Raw genomic sequence first — 17,729 nt, 5'->3', positions numbered from 1 at the left:
GACATGGGTGCACGGTTGAAGGAGAAGTATCTCAACGAAGTGGTTCCGGCTTTGATGAAAAAATTTGGTTACCGCAACGTGATGGAAGTGCCGAAAATCGAGAAAGTGGTCATCAACATGGGCGTCGGCGAAGGGGCGCAGAATCCCAAGGCCATCGACAGCGCGGTGGAAGACCTGACGCTCATCGCCGGCCAGAAGCCGGTGGTGACGCGGGCCAAGAAATCGATCGCCGGCTTCAAGATCCGCCAGGGGATGCCCATTGGCGTGAAGGTGACCCTGCGCGGCGACCGCATGTACCATTTCCTCGACAAGCTGTTCCACGTGGCGCTGCCTCGCGTGCGCGACTTCCGCGGCGTGTCGCCCCGCTCCTTTGACGGGCGCGGCAACTACAACCTGGGGCTGAGGGAGCAGCTCATCTTCCCGGAGATTGACTACGACAAGGTGGACAAAATCCGCGGGATGGACGTCTGCATTGTGACGACGGCGAAGACCGACGAAGAGGCGCGGGAGCTTCTCGAGCAGCTCGGCATGCCCTTCCGCAAGCAATAACGATGGGGTAAGGAGGGATTGACGTGGCTCGCAAAGCGCTGATCATCAAGTCCAAACGGAAGCCGAAATTCAAGGTGCGCGCCTATACCCGCTGTGAGCGGTGCGGCCGTCCGCATTCCGTGTACCGCAAGTTCAAGTTGTGCCGGATTTGCCTGCGCGAACTGGCGTACAAGGGCCAAATCCCGGGCCTGAAAAAGGCGAGCTGGTAAGCCCCCGACCAGGGAAGGAGGTAGCTACCCATGGTGATGACCGATCCCATTGCCGATATGCTCACGCGCATCCGGAACGCCAACTTGGTCCGCCATGACATGGTGGAAGTTCCGGCGTCCAAGCTGAAGCGCGAGATCGCCGAGATTCTGAAACGGGAAGGCTTTATCCGCGATGCGGAATACATCGACGACGGCAAGCAGGGCATCCTGCGCATCTTCCTCAAGTACGGTCCCAATAACGAGCGCGTGATCACCGGGATCAAGCGGATTTCCAAGCCGGGCCTGCGCGTGTACGCGAAAAAGGACGAGATCCCGCGCGTGCTGGGCGGCCTTGGCATCGCCATCCTTTCCACGTCCAAGGGCGTCATGACGGATAAGGAAGCGCGGAAAGCAAACGTCGGCGGCGAAGTGATCTGCTACGTGTGGTAACGGACGAGACGAACGGAGGTGTCAGGCATGTCCCGTGTTGGTCGGAAACCGGTCGTCATCCCCGAAGGGGTTGAGGTGACGATCAACGGTCAGGAAGTGACCGTTAAAGGTCCGAAGGGGACCCTTACCCGCACGTTCCATAAGGACATGACGATCAAGAAAGAGGGCAACCAGCTCATCGTCGAGCGCCCCTCGGACGACAAGTTCCACAAGGCACTGCACGGCACGACGCGGAGCCTTCTCGCCAACATGATTGAAGGGGTCACGAACGGGTTCAGCAAGACCCTTGAGCTGGTCGGCGTTGGCTACCGCGCGGCAAAGAGCGGCAAGAACGTGACGCTGACGGTCGGCTATTCTCACCCGGTCGTGGTTGAGCCGGACCCGGGCATTGAGCTGGAAGTGCCGGAGCAGACGAAGATCGTCGTCAAGGGCATCGACAAGGAAGCCGTGGGGCAGATGGCGGCCAAGATCCGCAAGATCCGTGAGCCCGAACCGTACAAGGGCAAGGGGATCAAGTACGCCGACGAGGTCATTCGCCGCAAGGAAGGCAAGAAAGGCAAGTAACACACGTCGCGTAGGCAGGGGTAGGAAAGGAGTGAACGTCGCATGATTCAAAAGCCGAGTCGGAACGAGCTGCGCAAAAAGCGCCACTTGCGCGTGCGCAAAAAGGTGTTCGGCACGCCGGAGCGGCCGCGGCTGAACGTATTCCGGTCGAACAAGCACATCTACGCCCAGATTATTGATGACCTGAAGGGTCACACGCTGGTATCGGCGTCGACGCTGGACAAGGAGCTACGCGACCAGATCGAGAACGGCGGCAACGTGGAGGCGGCGGCCAAGGTCGGCGCCCTGGTGGCCAAGCGGGCCCTGGCGAAAGGGATCACCAAGGTGGTCTTTGACCGCGGCGGGTACAAATACCATGGCCGGGTGAAGGCGCTGGCCGAGGCGGCGCGCGAGGCGGGCCTCGAATTCTGATCGATGCGGCAAAGGAGGGACCATCATGCGCATTGACCCCAGCAAGCTCGAGCTGGAAGAGAAAGTTGTACAGATCAACCGCGTGGCAAAAGTGGTGAAGGGCGGTCGGCGCTTTAGCTTCAGCGCCCTGGTGGTCGTGGGCGACCGCAACGGTCACGTAGGCTTCGCTCTGGGAAAAGCGGCGGAAGTGCCGGACGCTATCCGCAAGGGCATTGAGGCGGCGAAGAAGAACCTCATCAAAGTGCCGCTGCGCGGGACGACCATCCCTCACGAAGCGATCGGCCATTTCGGTGCGGGGAAGGTGCTGATCAAACCGGCCTCGCCGGGTACCGGGGTTATCGCCGGCGGTCCGGTGCGCGCGGTGTTGGAGCTGGCCGGCATCACCGACGTGCTCTCCAAATCGCTGGGTTCCAACAACGCCATCAACATGGTGCGGGCGACGATGGACGCGCTCCAGCAGCTCCGCACGCCGGAACAAATTGCCAAGCTGCGCGGGAAGTCGGTTCAGGAGTTGCTTGGATAAGGGGGGAACGACGGTGGCGAAGAAGCTCGCAATCACCCTCAAGCGCAGCCTGATTGGCCGCCCCGAGAAGCATCGGGTGACAGTGCGGACGCTTGGGTTGCGCAAGCTGCACCAGACGGTCGTGCACGAGGACAACCCGGCCATTCGCGGCATGATCAATCAGGTGCGCCATTTGGTCGAGGTTAAGGAAATCGACGCGTAACGCGAGCCCCATTTCGGAAAAGGCTCAGGAGGTGTGATCATGAAACTGCACGAACTGAAACCGGCTCCGGGTTCCCGCAAGCGGAAGAAGCGCGTCGGCCGCGGTACCTCGAGCGGCCACGGGAAGACGGCCACGCGCGGGACGAAAGGGCAATGGGCCCGTTCCACGGTTCGTCCCGGGTTTGAAGGCGGGCAGATGCCGCTGTATCGCCGGCTGCCCAAGCGTGGCTTCACCAATCCGCTGCGCAAGGAATACGCCATTGTCAACGTGGAGGCCCTCAATCGGTTCCCCGAGGGTACGGTGGTGACGCCGGAGCTCTTGGTGGCGGAAAAGCTGGTCAAGAACGTGAAGGACGGCATCAAGATCCTGGGCGACGGCGAGCTGAAGGTGAAACTGACGGTTCAGGCCCACAAGTTCTCCCGTTCGGCGATCGAGAAGATTGAGGCTGCCGGTGGCAAGGCCGAGGTGGTCTGATGTTCCGGACGCTTGCCAACATCATGCGGGTGGAGGACCTGCGGCGGAAGATCCTGTTCACGCTGGCCATGCTCGTGGTCTTCCGCATCGGCAGCTTTATCCCCGTGCCCAACATCAACGTCGAGCTCCTTGAGGCGTGGAGCGAGCAGAACCGCGTGTTCGGCTTTTTCAACACCTTCACGGGCGGCGCCCTCGAAAACTTCTCCATCTTCGCCATGGGCGTGATGCCGTATATCACGGCGTCCATCATCGTGCAGCTTCTGTCGATGGACGTTGTGCCGAAGTTTGCCCAATGGGCACGGGAAGGGGAAGCCGGGCGGCGCAAGCTGGCCCAGTACACCCGCTACTTCACCGTGATCATCGCGCTGATCCAGTCGACGGGGATGGCCATCGGATTTAACAACCTGGTGCCGGGGCTTGTCATTGACCCCGACGTGCCCACCTATGCGCTCATTGCGCTCGTTCTGACGGCCGGCACCACTTTTCTGATGTGGCTGGGCGAGCAGATCACGGAAAAGGGGATCGGCAACGGCATCTCGATCCTCATTTTCGCCGGGATCGTGGCTGGAATCCCCAACGGCCTTCGCGCTATCTATGCCTCGGAGTTCGTGCAGGCCGGCGACAAGCTTTTCTTGAGCATCCTCAAGATGGTCGCCGTGTTGATCGGTGTTCTGCTGGTGGTCGTCGGGGTGATCTTCGTCCAGCAAGGGGTGCGCAAGATCCCGGTCCAGTACGCCAAGCGTGTGGTCGGCCGCCGCATGTACGGCGGGCAGTCGACGCACATTCCGATCAGGGTAAACGCCGCGGGCGTGATTCCGGTGATCTTCGCCATCTCGTTGCTCATCTTCCCGCCGACGATCGCTCAGTTCTGGGCCGGTGCGCCGGTGGCGGACTGGATTATCCGCAACTTTGACTACCGCGCGCCGCTCGGCATGTTCCTGTACGTGCTCTTAATCATCGGGTTTACCTACTTCTACACCTTCGTCCAGATCAACCCGGTGCAGATGGCCGAGAACTTGAAAAAGTACGGGGGCTACATTCCCGGCATTCGCCCGGGTCAGGCGACGTCGGCATACATTACCCGGGTGCTCAACCGCATCACGCTGTTCGGCGCCCTATTTCTGGCGGCCGTCTCCATCCTGCCGGTCTTCTTCACGGCGGTAGCCAACTTGCCGGCCAGCGTGCAGATCGGGGGTACGGCGCTCTTGATCGTCGTCGGCGTGGCGCTGGAGACGATGAAGCAGATTGAAAGCCAGCTCATCAAACGCCACTACAAGGGGTTCATCCGGTAACGAGCCCCGCGGGATGGAGGGATACGGGTGAACATCGTGTTCATGGGGCTTCCGGGAGCCGGGAAGGGAACGCAGGCGGAACGGATCGTGGCCAGCTTCGGCATCCCCCATATCTCCACCGGGGACATGTTCCGCCAGGCGGTGCGCGAGGGGACGCCGCTGGGGTTGAAGGCCAAGGAATACATGGACAAAGGGCTCCTGGTGCCGGACGAGGTGACGGTGGGCATTGTCCGCGAGCGCCTCAGCCAGGGCGACTGCGCCAAAGGCTTTCTCCTCGACGGGTTCCCGCGCACGGTTCCCCAGGCGGAAGCCCTCGACGCGACGCTTGCGGAGCTGGGTCGGCGTTTGGATCACGTCATCTACCTCGACGTGCGCAAGGAAACGCTCCTCGCCCGCCTGACCGGCCGGCGCATCTGCCGCCAGTGCGGGGCAACCTACCACGTGGTCTTCAATCCGCCGCGCCAGGAAGGCGTGTGCGACAAATGTGGCGGTGAGCTGTACCAGCGGGACGACGACAAGGAAGAGACGGTGGCGACGCGCCTGGAGGTTAACCTCGCACAGATGGAGCCGCTCCTCGCCTATTACGAGGAGAAGGGTCTGCTCCGGCGCGTCAACGGAGAGCAGGAGATTGACGCCGTGTTTGCCGACATCGCCCAAATCTTGCGGGGGTAAGAAGCGGCGATGATCATTCTCAAGTCGGAGGCCGAGCTGAAGATCATGCGGGAGGCCGGGCGCATCGTCGCCGAAACCCACCGGCTCCTCGCCAAGGCCATTCGTCCGGGGGTCACGACGAAGGAGCTGGATGAGATGGCGGAGGACTACATCCGCCGGCGCGGCGCCATCCCGTCGTTCAAGGGCTACAACGGATTTCCGGCGAGCATTTGCGCGTCGGTCAACGATGAGCTTGTGCACGGGATTCCGTCAGACCGCAAGTTGAAGGAAGGCGACATCATCAGCATCGACATCGGTGCCCAATTGGACGGTTACCACGGCGATTCGGCATGGACCTACGCCGTCGGCGAAATCTCCGACGAGGCGAAGCGGCTTTTGCGGGTGACGGAAGAGTCGCTGTACAAAGGGATTGCGCAGGTTCGGCCGGGGGCGCGGCTGTCGGACGTCTCCCACGCCATCCAAACGCATGTCGAGGCGGCGGGCTTCTCGGTCGTCCGCGAGTATGTGGGACACGGGATTGGGCAAAGCTTGCACGAAGAGCCACAAATCCCTAACTATGGACCGCCCGGACGCGGCCCGCGCCTCAAGCCGGGCATGGTGCTGGCCATCGAGCCGATGGTCAACGCGGGCCAGCGGTACGTCCGCACGCGCGAGGACAACTGGACGGTGGTCACGGCAGACGGCTCGCTGTGCGCCCATTTCGAGCACACCGTCGCCGTGACGGACAGCGGCTACGAGATCTTGACGCTTCCCTGAGGTGACGGTGTCCATGGCCGCGGAGATGCCATCCTTTGAAGTTGGGCAAATCGTGCGCGCGCTCCGCGGGCGGGACGCGGGGCGGTTCGCGGTGGTGATCCGCATCGAAGACGACCGCTTCGTCTGGATCGCTGACGGAGACCGGCGCACGTTCGACCGGCCAAAGAAGAAGAACCGCATTCACCTCGAACCGTTCAACTACATTTCGCCCGAGGTGCGGCGGAGCCTGGAGGAGACTGGACGCGTGACAAACGGAAAGCTCCGCCACGCGATCAAAACGTTCCTCGACGCGCATCCCGAATACCGAACGGAAGGAGAGGATGCCGATGGCGAAGGATGATGTCATTGAAGTGGAGGGGACGGTCATCGAGCCGCTTCCCAACGCGATGTTTCGCGTGGAACTGGACAATGGGCACAAGGTGCTGGCCCACGTTTCCGGGAAGATCCGCATGAATTTCATCCGCATTCTTCCCGGCGACCGGGTCACCGTGGAGTTGTCGCCGTACGATCTGACGCGCGGTCGGATTACGTACCGGTATAAATGAGGCGGCCAGACACGCGAAAAAAGGGGGATTCTTCGATGAAGGTTCGTCCTTCGGTGAAGCCCATTTGCGAAAAGTGCAAGGTGATTCGCCGGAAAGGCGTCGTTCGGATCATTTGCGAAAACCCGAAACACAAGCAGCGCCAAGGCTAATCCAACAGCAAGGAGGGAATGGGTCCCATGGCACGGATTGCGGGTGTCGACCTGCCGCGTGACAAGCGCATCGAAATCGCCTTGACGTACATCTACGGTATCGGCCGGACCACGTCGAAGAAGATTCTGGAGGCCACCGGGGTCAACCCGGACACGCGCGTGCGCGACCTGACCGAAGAAGAGGTTTCCAAGCTGCGCGACTACATCGACAAGAACCTGAAGGTGGAAGGCGACCTGCGCCGGGAAGTGGCGATGAACATCAAGCGGCTCATCGACATCGGGTGCTATCGCGGCATTCGCCATCGTCGCGGCTTGCCGGTTCGCGGGCAGCGGACGCGGACGAACGCCCGGACGCGCAAAGGGCCGCGCAAGACGGTTGCCAACAAGAAGAAGTAACGCCTAGGACAAGGAGGTATGCGTGATGGCCAAGCGGAAAGGGACGACGACCCGGGTTCGCCGCCGGGATCGCAAGCATATCGAGCAGGGCATCGCCCACATCAAGTCGACCTTCAACAACACCATCGTGACGATCACCGATCCGCAAGGCAACACCATTGCGTGGGCCAGCGCCGGGACGATGGGGTTCAAGGGGTCGCGCAAGAGCACGCCGTTTGCGGCACAGATGGCGGCGGAAGCGGCGGCCAAGGCGGCCATGGAGCACGGGATGAAGACGGTTGAGGTGCAGGTAAAAGGTCCGGGGGCCGGCCGGGAAGCGGCCATCCGCTCGCTGCAGGCTGCCGGGCTGGAAGTGAGCGTCATCAAGGACGTCACCCCGATTCCGCACAACGGGTGCCGTCCGCCGAAGCGCCGTCGGGTCTAACGGGTTTAGCTGGGGTGCCGTCATCCCATACTGGTGGAAGAACGGGAGCAACGCGCGCGCCGCTCCGGCACGACCGGGTGCCTCCCGCCGGAGGCCCTGCCCGGAGCGGGAGGGGCACCCGCTGAAGGAGGGTTCGGCAACTGATGATCGAGATCGAAAAGCCGAAGATTGAGGTCGTCGAGGTGAGCGAGGACGGCCGATACGGCAAGATCGTCGTCGAGCCGCTGGAGAGAGGGTATGGAACGACGCTGGGCAACTCCCTGCGTCGCATCCTGCTTTCCTCGCTCCCCGGCGCGGCGATCACGAGCGTGCAGATCGACGGCGTACTGCATGAGTTCTCCACGATTGAGGGGGTTCTGGAGGACACCACGCAGATCATCCTCAACCTGAAGAACCTTACCCTCAAGATCCACTCGGACGAGGAGAAGATCCTCGAAATTGATGCCGTCGGCGAAGGGGAAGTGAAGGCGGCCGACATCCGCCACGATAGCGACGTGGAAATTTTGAACCCCGACCTGCACATTGCCACCTTGGCCGAAGGGGCGCGCCTGTCGATGCGCATGACGGCCAAGCGCGGACGGGGCTACGTGCCGGCGGAAGGGAACAAAAAGCCGGATCAACCCATCGGCGTCATTCCGATTGATTCGATTTACACGCCGATCCGGCGCGTCAACTACAGTGTGGAGAACACCCGTGTCGGCCAAGTGACCAACTACGACAAGCTCACCCTCGAAGTGTGGACCGACGGCAGCATTCGACCGGAAGAAGCGGTCAGTTTGGGCGCCAAGATCCTGACCGAACACCTCAACCTGTTTGTCGGCTTGACGCAGAATGCCCAGGACGCGGAGATTATGGTGGAGAAAGAGGACGACAAGAAAGAAAAGGTCCTCGACATGCCGATCGAGGAGCTCGATCTCTCCGTGCGCTCGTACAACTGCCTGAAGCGCGCGGGGATCAACACCGTGGGCGAGCTGATCCAGAAAACCGTGGAAGACATGATGAAGGTGCGCAACCTCGGGAAAAAATCGCTCGAAGAAGTGCAGGCGAAATTGGCCGAACTGGGCCTGTCCCTGCGCAAAGACGACTAGGGATGCACTGAAGGAGGGGATCCAGCATGCCGGCTGGCAAACTCGGTTGCAAAACGGCGGCCCGCAAGGCCCTGTTTCGCGATCTGGTGACCGACCTCATCATTTACGAGCGGATCAAGACAACGGAAGCGAAGGCCAAGCAGGTGCGGTCCATTGCCGAGAAGATGATCACGCTCGCCAAGCGCGGCGATCTGCACGCGCGCCGGCAAGTGGCCGCCTTTGTGCGCAAAGAAGTGGCGGACCCGAGCACGGGGCAGGACGCGATCCAAAAACTGTTTTCCGATATCGCCCCGCGTTACAAGGAGCGCAACGGCGGTTACACCCGCATCCTGAAGCTGGGGCCGCGCCGGGGCGACGCTGCGCCGATGGTGGTTTTGGAACTGGTAGAGTGAGCGGGCGGAAAAAGGGTGAACAGGATCCGGCGCCGGTCCGGATTCTGTTTTCTTGCCCTTTTTCTTTTTTCTTCACCGGAGGTTGGGGCAAAAAAGGGGGAGGCGTATGCACGCGGCAGTCGCGTACGAGGGAGTGGAGTATGCCTACCCCGATGGCGACGGGCAGCCGATGTGGGCCGTGCGCGGCGTGACGCTGACGGTGGCCTGCGGCGAATGGGTCGCCCTCGTGGGGCCAAACGGCTCGGGCAAGTCGACGCTGGCCAAGCTGGCCGCCGGCTTGCTGGTGCCCACCGAAGGAAAGGTGACGGTGTGCGGCATTCCCACCGACGACGAGTCGCGCATCGGCGAGCTGCGCAGCCGGGTGGCCGTCGTCTTTCAGAATCCCGACAACCAGCTTGTTGCCCCGACGGTGGAGGAAGATGTGGCCTTCGGTCCGGAGAACCTGGGCCTGGCGCCGGAGGAGATCCGCCGGCGCGTGGACGAGGCGCTGCGGGTAACCAGACTGAGCGCCCTGCGCGATGCCCCGCCGCATCGCCTGTCCGGAGGCCAGAAGCAGCGCGTGGCCATTGCCGGTGCGCTGGCCATGCATCCGGAGGTGCTGGTCCTCGACGAGGCGACGGCGATGCTTGACCCTCAGGGGCGGCGTGAGGTGTGGGCAACAGTGCGCCGCTTGCACCGCGAGCGGGGCATGACCGTCCTGTTCATCACCCACCGCCTGGAGGAGACGCTGGCGGCGGACCGCGTCGTCGTGGTGGCCGACGGTCGCCTCGTGGCCAGCGGCCCGCCGCGCGAGGTGTACGCCGATCCCGGGCGTCTCGAGGCCCTCGGACTGGACGTCCCGCCGGTGGTGGCGTTGCGCGAGCGGCTGATCCGGCGCGGTCTTCCCCTTTCCCGCGACGTGGTGACACGTGACGAGTTGGTGACGGCCTTATGGAGATTGTGGTCGACGGCTTGACCCACGTGTATGACGTCGGTACGCCTTTTGCGCGGCCCGCCCTTCGCGAGGTGACGTTTCACCTGCCGGCGGGTTCCTTCGTCGGGATCATTGGTGCTACCGGCTCGGGCAAGTCGACGCTCATCCAGCATTTCAACGGGCTCTTGCTCCCTACGGTGGGCGAGGTACGCGTGGGGGATGTGACCTTGAGGCCCGGGAGCCGCGTGCCGCCCACGCTGCGCCAGCGGGTGGGGCTGGTTTTCCAGTACCCGGAGCACCAGCTCTTCGCCGAGACGGTGGAGGAGGATGTGGCGTACGGGCCGCGCAACTTCGGCTGGCCTGAGGATCTGGTGCGGCAACGGGTGCGCGAGGCGCTGGAGGCGGTCGGCCTCGACCCCGATCGCGTTGCCCGCCGGTCCCCCTTCGCCTTGAGCGGCGGGGAGAAGCGGCGTGTGGCCTTAGCCGGCGTCCTGGCCGCGCAGCCCGAGGTGCTCGTGTTGGACGAGCCCACGGCAGGTCTCGACCCGCGCGGACGCAACCAGCTGGTTGCGCTCATCCGGCGGCTGCACCGGGAGGAGGGCATGACCGTGATCTGGGTCACCCACACCATGGAGGAGGTGGCCGAGCTGGCAGACCGGCTCCTCGTCCTGCAAGAGGGACGGCTTGTCCTGGAGGGGTCGCCGGCTGAGGTGTTCTCCCGCCGCGACGTCCTCCAACAGACCGGCGTCGAAGTGCCCGAGCCGGCGGCCGTGGCTGCCGAGGTGAGCCGCTTCCTTGACCCGCCCTTCGCCGAGATGCCGCTGACCGTCGAGGCCCTCGCGGAGGCGATTGCCGACCGATTTGCGCGGAGGAGGGGGCGGCGATGATCGCCGGGTTGCGCCACCTCCCGCTGGGCGCCTATCTGCCGCGCGAATCGGTTGTGCACGCCCTTGATCCGCGTGGGAAGCTCCTCTTCCTGCTGCTCTTGGCGGTGTTGGCCCTTTTCGCGCGGTCGGCGGTCGACTTTGCTGCGCTCTTTACCGTGATTCTGGGCGCGGCCTTGCTTTCACGCGTTCCGTTGGGCTACCTCCTGCGCGGGCTGCGCCCCCTGCTTTGGCTGTTGGCCTTCACCGCCGCGTTGCACGCCCTGACGACGCGACAAGGTGATGTCCTGTGGGCGTGGGGACCGCTGGCCGTCACCACAGGCGGGCTGCTGACGGCGGGGGTGGTGGCGCTGCGCGTGTTGTTTCTCGTGGCGGCCTCTTCGCTGCTGACCCTCACCACGTCGCCGCTCGCCCTGACGGATGGGTTTGCGCGCCTTCTGTCCCCGCTGCGCCGCTTTGGCGTTCCGGTGGCCGAGCTGGCTTTGATGATGAGCGTGGCGCTGCGCTTTGTGCCCACGCTGCTGGAGGAGGCCGAGCGCATCGCCCGGGCCCAGGCGGCGCGGGGAGCTGACTTCACGACGGGACCGCTGGCCCGCCGCGCCCAGCACCTCTTGGCCCTGCTCGTTCCCCTGTTTGTCGGGGCCTTCCGCCGGGCCGAAGAGCTGGCGCTGGCCATGGAGGCCCGGGGCTGGCGCGGCGGTGAGGGGCGCACGCGACTGCGGCCGCTTGTCTGGACGCGCCGTGACGCGGTGCTGATCCCGCTTGCCCTGGTCCTTTCCGCCGTGATGTGGTGGGCCTAGGAGACACGGAAGAGGACGGTGTGGGGCTATGCGCAAGATCCGCTTGACGGTGAGCTACGACGGGACCGATTTTTCCGGTTTTCAGGTACAGCCGAACCGGCGCACGGTGCAGGGAGTTCTTCAAGACGCCCTGGCCAAGCTGACCAAGGCGCCGGTGCGCGTGGTCGGTGCCGGGCGCACCGATGCCGGCGTGCACGCCTACGGCCAGGTGGTCCATTTTGAAACGGACAGCCGCATCCCGGTGGACAAATGGCCGCTTGCCCTCAATGCCGTATTGCCGCCGGACGTCGTCGTGCGGGATGCCCGGGAGGTCGACTCGGCCTTTCACGCCCGCTACAGCGCTACCGGCAAGACCTACGTCTACCGTGTGGACAATCGTCCCGTTCCCGATGTTCTCGCGCGGCGTTACGCGTATCACGTCCCGCACCCCCTCGATGTGGCGCGCATGCGCGCGGCGGCCCGCTATCTCCTCGGACGGCACGACTTCACCTCCTTCTGCTCGGCCAAAACCACGGTGAAGGGTGACCGCGTTCGCCACCTGCGCCGGGCCGACATTGTTGTTTGCGGCCGGGACATCTGGTTCTGCTTTGCGGCGGACGGCTTTCTCTACAACATGGTACGCATTCTCGTCGGCACGCTGTTGGAAGTGGGACAGGGCCTGCGCGATCCGGAGACCATGCCGGACATCCTCGCCGCCCGTGACCGGGCCGCCGCAGGGAAGACGGCACCGCCCCACGGGCTCATCCTCTGGTCGGTGGCTTATGGCGACGACGACGCGCACGAGTCCGTTGACTTTGCCCCGATTTTTTAGTACCATCTTGTTTGGTATTTTTCTTTACCCTTGCCCACGAGCCCCGGTTCACATAGATCGACCCATTCGCATCCTTCGGGAGGGACAACCGATGCGCACGTACATGGCCAAGAAAGGCGAAGTGGAACGCAAGTGGTACGTGGTGGACGCCGCTGGCCAAACTCTGGGCCGACTGGCCAGTCAAGTCGCGGCGATCTTGCGCGGCAAGCACAAGCCGCAGTATACCCCGCATGTCGATACCGGCGATTTCGTCATCGTGATCAACGCCGATAAAGTGGTGCTCACGGGGAAAAAGCTCGACAAGAAGATCTATTACCGTCACACCGGGTACCCGGGCGGCTTGAAGAAGACGACGGCCCGTCAAATGCTGCAGAACAAGCCGGAAGAAATGATCGAGCGCGCTGTTTGGGGCATGCTGCCGAAGAACCGCCTGGGCCGCAAGCTGATCAAGAAGCTGAAAGTGTACCGCGGCAGCCAGCATCCGCACGAGGCGCAGCAGCCCGAAGTGCTGGAACTTCGCTATCAGTAATGGGGAGGGTCTGATCCGTGGCACAAGTTCGGTACTACGGTACGGGTCGTCGGAAGGAGTCGGTCGCCCGCGTGTGGCTGGTTCCTGGTGACGGCAAGGTGACGATCAACAAGCGCAGCTTGGACGACTATTTCGGCGGTTTGGAGACGCTGAAGCTGATCATCAAGCAACCCCTCGTGCTGACGGAAACGGCCGACAAATACGATGTCATCGTCAATGTTCGCGGCGGCGGCGTTTCCGGCCAGGCCGGGGCCATCCGCCACGGCATTGCCCGGGCGCTCTTGAAGGTGGATCCCAATTTCCGTCCGACACTCAAGAAAGCGGGCCTCCTGACGCGCGACCCGCGGATGGTCGAGCGGAAGAAGTACGGGCTCAAGAAAGCCCGCCGCGCGCCGCAGTTCTCCAAGCGGTGACGAAATCTCTTTTGCCTCCCGCCCATGGCGGGAGGCTTTTCGTTTTTCGCGCGGTCGCATAAACGCCGCCTTTCTCCCGTATACTGTCACAGGCGAGCGGACAAACCGCCCGGGGCTTCCTGTAGCCGTTGGGCGGTCCGGTTTGGGGGAGGGAAATGGCTGTGCGGCGGGGACGTGGGTGGGGAATGGTTGCGGTTGTGGCGGTGGTGGCCCTTTGGTTTGGCCTGAGCCTGGACGAACGCGGTCGCCCGGCGTGGGGGCTGCCCCTGTCGGGTGTGGTCATTGCCGTGGATGCGGGGCACGGCGGTCCCGACGGGGGGGCCGTCAGCGCCGAAGGGGTGGCGGAAAAGGAGGTTGTCCTGCCGGTGGCCCTCTACCTGCGCGACTTTTTGCAGGAGGCGGGGGCCCTTGTTGTCATGACCCGTGAGACCGACACCGATCTGGCCGCCCCGGAGACGCAGTGGCTGAGCCGGCGCAAGACGGAGGACCTGTTGGCGCGGGCCCGTCTGGTCGACGAAAAGAAGGCTGACCTCCTCATCAGCGTGCACGCCAACAGTATTCCCTCGCCGCGATGGTTTGGCGCGCAAACCTTTTACCACCCGGGGCGCGAAGCCAGTGGGCGCGTGGCGGCGCTCGTGCAGGAGGAATTGCGCGCCGTGCTGGCCAACACCGACCGGCGGCCGAAGCGGCGCAGCGACCTCTACCTGATCCGCGCCGTCCATTGCCCGGCCGTGTTGGTGGAGATCGGTTTTTTGTCCCATCCGCGGGAGGCGCGCCTGTTGGCGGATGCCGGTTACCAGCGGGCCCTGGCGCTCGCCATCTATCGCGGCGTGTTGCGGTACTACGCCGGGGAGAAGCCGGCCGATGACGCAAGGGGCGAAAGGATTCGTGATATAATCAATTTGTAGAGCAGATGAGGCAGAGGCGAACTTTCTTCCGAACGAGGTGCTGACCATGATCACCCGCGAGAGGGTCGTGGACGCGCTCCGGCATGTGCGCGATCCGGAACTGAACCGTAGCGTCGTCGAGCTGGACATGGTACGCGATGTGGTCATCGAGGGCGACACGGTGCGTCTGACGTTGGTGCTCACCGTGGCCGGTTGTCCCTTGAAGGCCCGGATCGAAGAGGACGTGGTAAATGCGGTGAAACAGCTTGGCGCCAGGGAAGTCCACGTCACCTTTGGCGCGATGACCGACGAGGAGCGGGCCGCCCTGGCCGCCCGGCTCAGGGGCGAACAGGGGAAGGCGCCGGGCGCGTCGAACGCGGTGCCGCCCTTGTTGGCGCCGGGGAGCCAGACGGTCTTCATCGCCGTGGCCAGCGGCAAGGGCGGGGTGGGGAAATCCACGGTCGCCGTTAACCTCGCCGTGGCGCTGGCGCGGGCCGGTCGCCGCGTGGGGCTGATCGACGCCGACATTTACGGCTTCAGCGTGCCGGATCTCCTCGGCATTGACCAGCGGCCGACGGTGATCGACGACGTGATTCTCCCTGTGACCCGCTTTGGCGTAAAGGTGATGTCAATGGGCTTTTTTGTCGAGGAGAACGCCCCGGTGATCTGGCGCGGGCCGATGCTGGGCAAGATGCTGCGCCATTTCTTTCACGACGTGCACTGGGGCGACCTCGACTACCTGATCCTCGACCTGCCGCCGGGGACGGGCGATGTGGCGCTTGATGTGCACCAACTGCTTCCCCAGAGCAAGGAGATCCTGGTGACCACCCCCCATGCGACGGCGGCGTTTGTTGCCGCACGGGCGGGTGCGATGGCCGTGCGCACCCACCATGAAATTTTGGGGGTTGTGGAGAATATGGCCTATCTCACGTGCTCGGCGTGCGGGAACCGGGAGTTTCTTTTCGGGCAAGGCGGCGGGGAGAAACTCGCCCGCGAGCTGGGGACCGAGCTGCTGGCCCAACTGCCTCTGGTGCAGCCGCCGGCGCGCGACATTGACGACCCCGACTTCGCGCCGGGCCTCTATCCCGCCGACAGCGAGATGGGGCGCCTGTATGACCGTATCGCTGCGCGGATCGACGAAAAATGCCGCGCGCGGGTGTGAGCGCGTAGAGGCTTTGTTCGCGGTTTGCGGAGGTCTTGCCGGAAACAAACGAGCCCTTGGCGGGTACCCGTCGACCCGTCCAAGGGCTCGCTGCGTATCGGCCTTACATGCCGTCACCCCCGCTTCCACTGCCTTGTTGGTTGCCTCCCCCGCCGGCTTGGTTCCCCCCTTTGCCCCCTTTTTTCTGCTGCGCCATCATGTCTTCCGACGCTTTTTGCATCAGCTCCATCATTTCCAGGCGAAAGAAGGGACTTCGTAGCGCGTCCTTCATCACGCCCATCAGGTGCTGGCGGAACTGTGGTGTGTTCATCAGCTCGAGGAAGATTTTCTGAAACGCGGGATCGCGCAGCGCGTTTTTCCACGCGTTCAGGTACTCCGGGTCGTTCATCAGGTCCTTCTGCAACTGGCGCTGTTCGCGTTGAAATGCCTTGGCAAAAGCGCCGGCGACGCGCGGGTCCTTCAGCATCTCCGAAAACTGCGTTTGGTTTTTGGGATCGGTGAGCGTCCGTTCCACGGTCGAGCGAACCATCTCGTCGTTCACCACGATTTGCCGGCGGAACTCGGGATCTTTCAGGACATCGCGAATCGCGTTTTTCCCATCCTCGGTTTGCAGGATGTCGACGACCATCTGTTTCAATTCCTTATAGTCGGGCTTCCCCTGGGCTTGTCCGCTCCCGCCCCCTCCGCCGGGAGAGCAGGCGGTGAGGAAGAGGACCAGGGCCCAGACGAGCACAGGGCGGTGACCGGGGCGGCGCATCGGCGTACAGGCCTCCTTTGCATGGGAATATGGGTACACGTTCGGTACGTACTATGGCCCGCTTCGCCCATCCGTATGCGGACCGGTGCGCGCCGCCTGGGCACCTTGAGGCGGTATGGGGAACTTGATACAATCATAAAGAATGCGAAAAACGTGGAGGGGCCGATCGTGAGCATTCGCGTGTGGCTGTCCTGGTTTGGAAAGACCCTTGCCGTCGGGGCAGGGGCCACTTTGGTTACGGGCCTTTTCTTGACGCGCGCGACGCTGACCAGCCCGTCGGAGGTTCTGGTGGCCGCCGTATCCTACGCGTGGTTTGGCCTGTTGTTCGGCGCGGTCAGCCAAATGGGACTGTTCGCTTTTTTGTGGCTCCAGCGCCTCGGCTTAGGGTTGGTACGTCGTCCGTTCGTGTGGCACGGCTTCTTGCTGGTGTTGGTGGCCGTGGTGTTTGTGGATGTGGCCTACCTGCGCCACGCGGCGTTTGGAACGGGGGAATCGCTGCTGGGCTATTTTGGGCTCCCGGCCGGTGTGCTGGCGTGGGCCCTCGCCGGGGCGTGGTGGAAGGTGCGCCTCACCCATCGCCAGGCCTTTGTTCCCACGTTGTTCTACCTGTTTGCGGGGACGCTCCTGGAGGCCGTTCCGGTGCTCCGTGGGGACAATCCCGTGCAGATCACCCTGATGCTCGTTCCGCTTCTTCTCTGCAACACGTGGCAGGTGTTGACGTTGCACAGGCTAACCGCGCCGAAGGAAGCAAAAGAGGCCAAGCGACCGGCGTCGCTTGGCCTGGACGGGATGCGACCACGGCGCGGGTGAGCTAGTTAAGCTCGTGCAACTGACGATCGGTGCCGGTGATCAGCTCCGACACGGTAACGAAGCGGTAGCCGCGCTTCTTCAGCTCGTCGATGACGATGGGCAGCGCCTCGTGGGTTTGCTTGCAGGAGTCGCTGGCGTGGAACAGGACGATATCGCCCGGGTGCGCTTTTGACAGCACGCGGTTGACAATTGTCTGCACACCGGGGTTTTTCCAGTCCAGCGAGTCGGTATCCCATTGGATGACGGTGTAGCCGAGTTCGTGGGCGATGCGCAGCACCCGTTTGTCAAAATCGCCGTTGGGAAGCCGGATCAGCCGCGGGGGCTTCCCGGTCAGGTCGGTGAGAATGCGGTGGGCCGTCTGGATCTGCGTGCGGATTTCCTCGTCCGACAGCGTGGAGTAATTGACGTGCCGGTGTCCGTGGGAGCCGATTTCCGCGCCCATCTGTACGATGCGCTTGACAATTTCCGGGTGGTCACGGCTCCAGGGGGAGGACAGGAAAAAGGTGACGCGGTCGGCGATTCCTTTTTGCTCGAGGACGTCGAGGATGGGACCGGTGCGCTCTTCGCCCCAGCTGATGTCGAAGGTAAGGGCGATCTTCTTTTCGTCGGTGGGGACGTTGTAGATCGCCTTGGGTTCGTCGGTCGGGGCGAAGACGGTGATCTGATCCCGCTCGGCGTAGACGATGCC

At 63.4% G+C, this 17,729-nt stretch carries 29 protein-coding genes (1 of these 29 cut by a window edge); 27 read left to right on the top strand and 2 right to left on the bottom strand.

Annotation, left to right across the window (positions count from 1 at the left end):
• The first annotated feature begins 3 nt into the window (after nucleotides 1-3).
• The 26 genes from rplE (at nucleotide 4) to ACYQ0Z_RS03630 (ending at nucleotide 15,474) form a co-directional block, all read left to right on the top strand.
• Nucleotides 4-549 (top strand): 50S ribosomal protein L5, encoded by a 546-nt coding sequence (gene rplE, locus ACYQ0Z_RS03755; RefSeq protein ID WP_459864514.1) that lies wholly within the window; start codon nucleotides 4-6, stop codon nucleotides 547-549.
• Nucleotides 550-572: 23 nt separating this feature from the next.
• Nucleotides 573-758 carry a type Z 30S ribosomal protein S14 gene (locus tag ACYQ0Z_RS03750; RefSeq protein ID WP_459864512.1) on the top strand — a complete coding sequence of 62 codons (186 nt, stop codon included), beginning with the start codon at nucleotides 573-575 and terminating at the stop codon, nucleotides 756-758.
• Nucleotides 759-788: 30 nt separating this feature from the next.
• Entirely contained in the window at nucleotides 789-1,187 is a 399-nt protein-coding gene (gene rpsH / locus ACYQ0Z_RS03745) for a 30S ribosomal protein S8 (protein ID WP_459864510.1), read from the top strand.
• Nucleotides 1,188-1,214: 27 nt separating this feature from the next.
• Nucleotides 1,215-1,751: a 50S ribosomal protein L6 gene (gene rplF / locus ACYQ0Z_RS03740; RefSeq protein ID WP_459864508.1), complete on the top strand. Its 537-nt coding sequence runs from the start codon at nucleotides 1,215-1,217 to the stop codon at nucleotides 1,749-1,751.
• 42 nt (nucleotides 1,752-1,793) lie between these two features.
• Nucleotides 1,794-2,162 (top strand): 50S ribosomal protein L18, encoded by a 369-nt coding sequence (rplR, locus tag ACYQ0Z_RS03735; protein ID WP_459864506.1) that lies wholly within the window; start codon nucleotides 1,794-1,796, stop codon nucleotides 2,160-2,162.
• Nucleotides 2,163-2,187: 25 nt separating this feature from the next.
• The gene (gene rpsE / locus ACYQ0Z_RS03730; RefSeq protein ID WP_459864504.1) at nucleotides 2,188-2,685 is read left to right on the top strand and encodes a 30S ribosomal protein S5; all 498 of its coding nucleotides are present in this window, start codon (nucleotides 2,188-2,190) and stop codon (nucleotides 2,683-2,685) included.
• A gap of 13 nt (nucleotides 2,686-2,698) precedes the next feature.
• The gene (gene rpmD / locus ACYQ0Z_RS03725) at nucleotides 2,699-2,887 is read left to right on the top strand and encodes a 50S ribosomal protein L30 (RefSeq protein WP_459864501.1); all 189 of its coding nucleotides are present in this window, start codon (nucleotides 2,699-2,701) and stop codon (nucleotides 2,885-2,887) included.
• A 39-nt stretch (nucleotides 2,888-2,926) separates the two neighbouring features.
• Nucleotides 2,927-3,361, top strand: a complete 435-nt coding sequence (gene rplO, locus ACYQ0Z_RS03720) for a 50S ribosomal protein L15 (RefSeq protein WP_459864499.1) — start codon at nucleotides 2,927-2,929, stop codon at nucleotides 3,359-3,361.
• A complete protein-coding gene (gene secY, locus ACYQ0Z_RS03715) occupies nucleotides 3,361-4,653 on the top strand; it encodes a preprotein translocase subunit SecY (RefSeq protein ID WP_459864497.1) in 1,293 nt (430 codons plus the stop codon). Before rplO ends, secY begins: the two co-directional genes overlap by 1 nt.
• Nucleotides 4,654-4,680: 27 nt before the next feature.
• Nucleotides 4,681-5,325: an adenylate kinase gene (locus tag ACYQ0Z_RS03710; RefSeq protein WP_459864495.1), complete on the top strand. Its 645-nt coding sequence runs from the start codon at nucleotides 4,681-4,683 to the stop codon at nucleotides 5,323-5,325.
• A gap of 9 nt (nucleotides 5,326-5,334) precedes the next feature.
• A complete protein-coding gene (map, locus tag ACYQ0Z_RS03705) occupies nucleotides 5,335-6,081 on the top strand; it encodes a type I methionyl aminopeptidase (protein WP_459864492.1) in 747 nt (248 codons plus the stop codon).
• A 13-nt stretch (nucleotides 6,082-6,094) separates the two neighbouring features.
• Nucleotides 6,095-6,421: a KOW motif-containing protein gene (locus tag ACYQ0Z_RS03700; RefSeq protein ID WP_459864490.1), complete on the top strand. Its 327-nt coding sequence runs from the start codon at nucleotides 6,095-6,097 to the stop codon at nucleotides 6,419-6,421.
• Nucleotides 6,408-6,626 carry a translation initiation factor IF-1 gene (infA, locus tag ACYQ0Z_RS03695; RefSeq protein ID WP_054669311.1) on the top strand — a complete coding sequence of 73 codons (219 nt, stop codon included), beginning with the start codon at nucleotides 6,408-6,410 and terminating at the stop codon, nucleotides 6,624-6,626. The genes ACYQ0Z_RS03700 and infA overlap by 14 nt, the downstream gene beginning before the upstream one ends.
• 35 nt (nucleotides 6,627-6,661) lie before the next feature.
• A complete protein-coding gene (rpmJ, locus tag ACYQ0Z_RS03690; protein ID WP_054669309.1) occupies nucleotides 6,662-6,775 on the top strand; it encodes a 50S ribosomal protein L36 in 114 nt (37 codons plus the stop codon).
• Nucleotides 6,776-6,802: 27 nt separating this feature from the next.
• Nucleotides 6,803-7,171: a 30S ribosomal protein S13 gene (rpsM, locus tag ACYQ0Z_RS03685; protein WP_054669307.1), complete on the top strand. Its 369-nt coding sequence runs from the start codon at nucleotides 6,803-6,805 to the stop codon at nucleotides 7,169-7,171.
• 25 nt (nucleotides 7,172-7,196) lie between these two features.
• A complete protein-coding gene (gene rpsK / locus ACYQ0Z_RS03680; RefSeq protein WP_459864486.1) occupies nucleotides 7,197-7,595 on the top strand; it encodes a 30S ribosomal protein S11 in 399 nt (132 codons plus the stop codon).
• Between the two features lie 143 nt (nucleotides 7,596-7,738).
• Complete coding sequence (locus ACYQ0Z_RS03675) at nucleotides 7,739-8,683, top strand: DNA-directed RNA polymerase subunit alpha (RefSeq protein ID WP_459864484.1); 945 nt, start codon at nucleotides 7,739-7,741, stop codon at nucleotides 8,681-8,683.
• A gap of 26 nt (nucleotides 8,684-8,709) precedes the next feature.
• On the top strand, nucleotides 8,710-9,075 hold the full coding sequence (gene rplQ / locus ACYQ0Z_RS03670; RefSeq protein ID WP_459864482.1) for a 50S ribosomal protein L17: 366 nt from the start codon (nucleotides 8,710-8,712) through the stop codon (nucleotides 9,073-9,075).
• Nucleotides 9,076-9,181: 106 nt separating this feature from the next.
• Nucleotides 9,182-10,030, top strand: coding sequence for an energy-coupling factor transporter ATPase (locus ACYQ0Z_RS03665; protein WP_459864480.1), 849 nt, complete (start codon nucleotides 9,182-9,184; stop codon nucleotides 10,028-10,030).
• Complete coding sequence (locus ACYQ0Z_RS03660) at nucleotides 10,006-10,875, top strand: energy-coupling factor transporter ATPase (protein WP_459864478.1); 870 nt, start codon at nucleotides 10,006-10,008, stop codon at nucleotides 10,873-10,875. The genes ACYQ0Z_RS03665 and ACYQ0Z_RS03660 overlap by 25 nt, the downstream gene beginning before the upstream one ends.
• Nucleotides 10,872-11,672 (top strand): energy-coupling factor transporter transmembrane component T family protein, encoded by an 801-nt coding sequence (locus tag ACYQ0Z_RS03655; protein ID WP_459864476.1) that lies wholly within the window; start codon nucleotides 10,872-10,874, stop codon nucleotides 11,670-11,672. Before ACYQ0Z_RS03660 ends, ACYQ0Z_RS03655 begins: the two co-directional genes overlap by 4 nt.
• A gap of 28 nt (nucleotides 11,673-11,700) precedes the next feature.
• Nucleotides 11,701-12,483, top strand: a complete 783-nt coding sequence (gene truA, locus ACYQ0Z_RS03650) for a tRNA pseudouridine(38-40) synthase TruA (RefSeq protein WP_459864473.1) — start codon at nucleotides 11,701-11,703, stop codon at nucleotides 12,481-12,483.
• A gap of 91 nt (nucleotides 12,484-12,574) precedes the next feature.
• Nucleotides 12,575-13,012, top strand: a complete 438-nt coding sequence (gene rplM, locus ACYQ0Z_RS03645; RefSeq protein WP_459864471.1) for a 50S ribosomal protein L13 — start codon at nucleotides 12,575-12,577, stop codon at nucleotides 13,010-13,012.
• Between the two features lie 17 nt (nucleotides 13,013-13,029).
• Nucleotides 13,030-13,425: a 30S ribosomal protein S9 gene (gene rpsI, locus ACYQ0Z_RS03640; protein WP_459864469.1), complete on the top strand. Its 396-nt coding sequence runs from the start codon at nucleotides 13,030-13,032 to the stop codon at nucleotides 13,423-13,425.
• 155 nt (nucleotides 13,426-13,580) lie between these two features.
• A complete protein-coding gene (cwlD, locus tag ACYQ0Z_RS03635; RefSeq protein WP_459864467.1) occupies nucleotides 13,581-14,333 on the top strand; it encodes an N-acetylmuramoyl-L-alanine amidase CwlD in 753 nt (250 codons plus the stop codon).
• A gap of 46 nt (nucleotides 14,334-14,379) precedes the next feature.
• The gene (locus tag ACYQ0Z_RS03630) at nucleotides 14,380-15,474 is read left to right on the top strand and encodes an Mrp/NBP35 family ATP-binding protein (protein WP_459864464.1); all 1,095 of its coding nucleotides are present in this window, start codon (nucleotides 14,380-14,382) and stop codon (nucleotides 15,472-15,474) included.
• A 103-nt stretch (nucleotides 15,475-15,577) separates the two neighbouring features.
• Here the strand turns inward: ACYQ0Z_RS03630 and gerD are convergent, their stop codons facing one another.
• Complete coding sequence (gene gerD, locus ACYQ0Z_RS03625; protein ID WP_459864461.1) at nucleotides 15,578-16,231, bottom strand: spore germination lipoprotein GerD; 654 nt, start codon at nucleotides 16,229-16,231, stop codon at nucleotides 15,578-15,580.
• Between the two features lie 168 nt (nucleotides 16,232-16,399).
• Between gerD and ACYQ0Z_RS03620 the strand changes: the two genes are divergently transcribed.
• On the top strand, nucleotides 16,400-17,041 hold the full coding sequence (locus tag ACYQ0Z_RS03620; protein WP_459864459.1) for a KinB-signaling pathway activation protein: 642 nt from the start codon (nucleotides 16,400-16,402) through the stop codon (nucleotides 17,039-17,041).
• A 1-nt stretch (nucleotide 17,042) separates the two neighbouring features.
• On the opposite strand, the gene pdaB is transcribed toward ACYQ0Z_RS03620, so the two are convergent.
• Nucleotides 17,043-17,729: the 3' portion of a polysaccharide deacetylase family sporulation protein PdaB gene (gene pdaB, locus ACYQ0Z_RS03615; protein WP_459864457.1), read on the bottom strand. Its footprint extends 78 nt past the window's final position; the window shows 687 of its 765 coding nt (coding positions 79-765); its start codon lies off the right edge, out of view — the gene reads right to left on this strand; it ends in the stop codon at nucleotides 17,043-17,045.

The sequence above is a fragment of the Calditerricola yamamurae genome (assembly GCF_054654135.1).
Note: the sequence above shows the minus strand (reverse complement) of the source record. Positions and strands in the feature narration are given on the sequence as shown.

What these genes read in the sequence shown, in the direction of transcription:
- ACYQ0Z_RS03665 (WP_459864480.1), top strand. Translation starts at nt 9,182, where the DNA reads ATGCACGCGGCAGTCGCGTACGAGGGAGTGGAGTATGCCTACCCCGAT.
- gerD (WP_459864461.1), bottom strand. Translation starts at nt 16,231, where the DNA reads ATGCGCCGCCCCGGTCACCGCCCTGTGCTCGTCTGGGCCCTGGTCCTC.
- rpsH (WP_459864510.1), top strand. Translation starts at nt 789, where the DNA reads ATGGTGATGACCGATCCCATTGCCGATATGCTCACGCGCATCCGGAAC.
- rpmJ (WP_054669309.1), top strand. Translation starts at nt 6,662, where the DNA reads ATGAAGGTTCGTCCTTCGGTGAAGCCCATTTGCGAAAAGTGCAAGGTG.
- truA (WP_459864473.1), top strand. Translation starts at nt 11,701, where the DNA reads ATGCGCAAGATCCGCTTGACGGTGAGCTACGACGGGACCGATTTTTCC.
- rpsM (WP_054669307.1), top strand. Translation starts at nt 6,803, where the DNA reads ATGGCACGGATTGCGGGTGTCGACCTGCCGCGTGACAAGCGCATCGAA.
- rplM (WP_459864471.1), top strand. Translation starts at nt 12,575, where the DNA reads ATGCGCACGTACATGGCCAAGAAAGGCGAAGTGGAACGCAAGTGGTAC.
- infA (WP_054669311.1), top strand. Translation starts at nt 6,408, where the DNA reads ATGGCGAAGGATGATGTCATTGAAGTGGAGGGGACGGTCATCGAGCCG.
- map (WP_459864492.1), top strand. Translation starts at nt 5,335, where the DNA reads ATGATCATTCTCAAGTCGGAGGCCGAGCTGAAGATCATGCGGGAGGCC.
- rplR (WP_459864506.1), top strand. Translation starts at nt 1,794, where the DNA reads ATGATTCAAAAGCCGAGTCGGAACGAGCTGCGCAAAAAGCGCCACTTG.
- ACYQ0Z_RS03630 (WP_459864464.1), top strand. Translation starts at nt 14,380, where the DNA reads ATGATCACCCGCGAGAGGGTCGTGGACGCGCTCCGGCATGTGCGCGAT.
- ACYQ0Z_RS03660 (WP_459864478.1), top strand. Translation starts at nt 10,006, where the DNA reads ATGGAGATTGTGGTCGACGGCTTGACCCACGTGTATGACGTCGGTACG.
- rpsE (WP_459864504.1), top strand. Translation starts at nt 2,188, where the DNA reads ATGCGCATTGACCCCAGCAAGCTCGAGCTGGAAGAGAAAGTTGTACAG.
- secY (WP_459864497.1), top strand. Translation starts at nt 3,361, where the DNA reads ATGTTCCGGACGCTTGCCAACATCATGCGGGTGGAGGACCTGCGGCGG.
- ACYQ0Z_RS03675 (WP_459864484.1), top strand. Translation starts at nt 7,739, where the DNA reads ATGATCGAGATCGAAAAGCCGAAGATTGAGGTCGTCGAGGTGAGCGAG.
- rpsK (WP_459864486.1), top strand. Translation starts at nt 7,197, where the DNA reads ATGGCCAAGCGGAAAGGGACGACGACCCGGGTTCGCCGCCGGGATCGC.
- rplQ (WP_459864482.1), top strand. Translation starts at nt 8,710, where the DNA reads ATGCCGGCTGGCAAACTCGGTTGCAAAACGGCGGCCCGCAAGGCCCTG.
- rplE (WP_459864514.1), top strand. Translation starts at nt 4, where the DNA reads ATGGGTGCACGGTTGAAGGAGAAGTATCTCAACGAAGTGGTTCCGGCT.
- ACYQ0Z_RS03700 (WP_459864490.1), top strand. Translation starts at nt 6,095, where the DNA reads ATGGCCGCGGAGATGCCATCCTTTGAAGTTGGGCAAATCGTGCGCGCG.
- rplF (WP_459864508.1), top strand. Translation starts at nt 1,215, where the DNA reads ATGTCCCGTGTTGGTCGGAAACCGGTCGTCATCCCCGAAGGGGTTGAG.
- ACYQ0Z_RS03655 (WP_459864476.1), top strand. Translation starts at nt 10,872, where the DNA reads ATGATCGCCGGGTTGCGCCACCTCCCGCTGGGCGCCTATCTGCCGCGC.
- rplO (WP_459864499.1), top strand. Translation starts at nt 2,927, where the DNA reads ATGAAACTGCACGAACTGAAACCGGCTCCGGGTTCCCGCAAGCGGAAG.
- cwlD (WP_459864467.1), top strand. Translation starts at nt 13,581, where the DNA reads ATGGCTGTGCGGCGGGGACGTGGGTGGGGAATGGTTGCGGTTGTGGCG.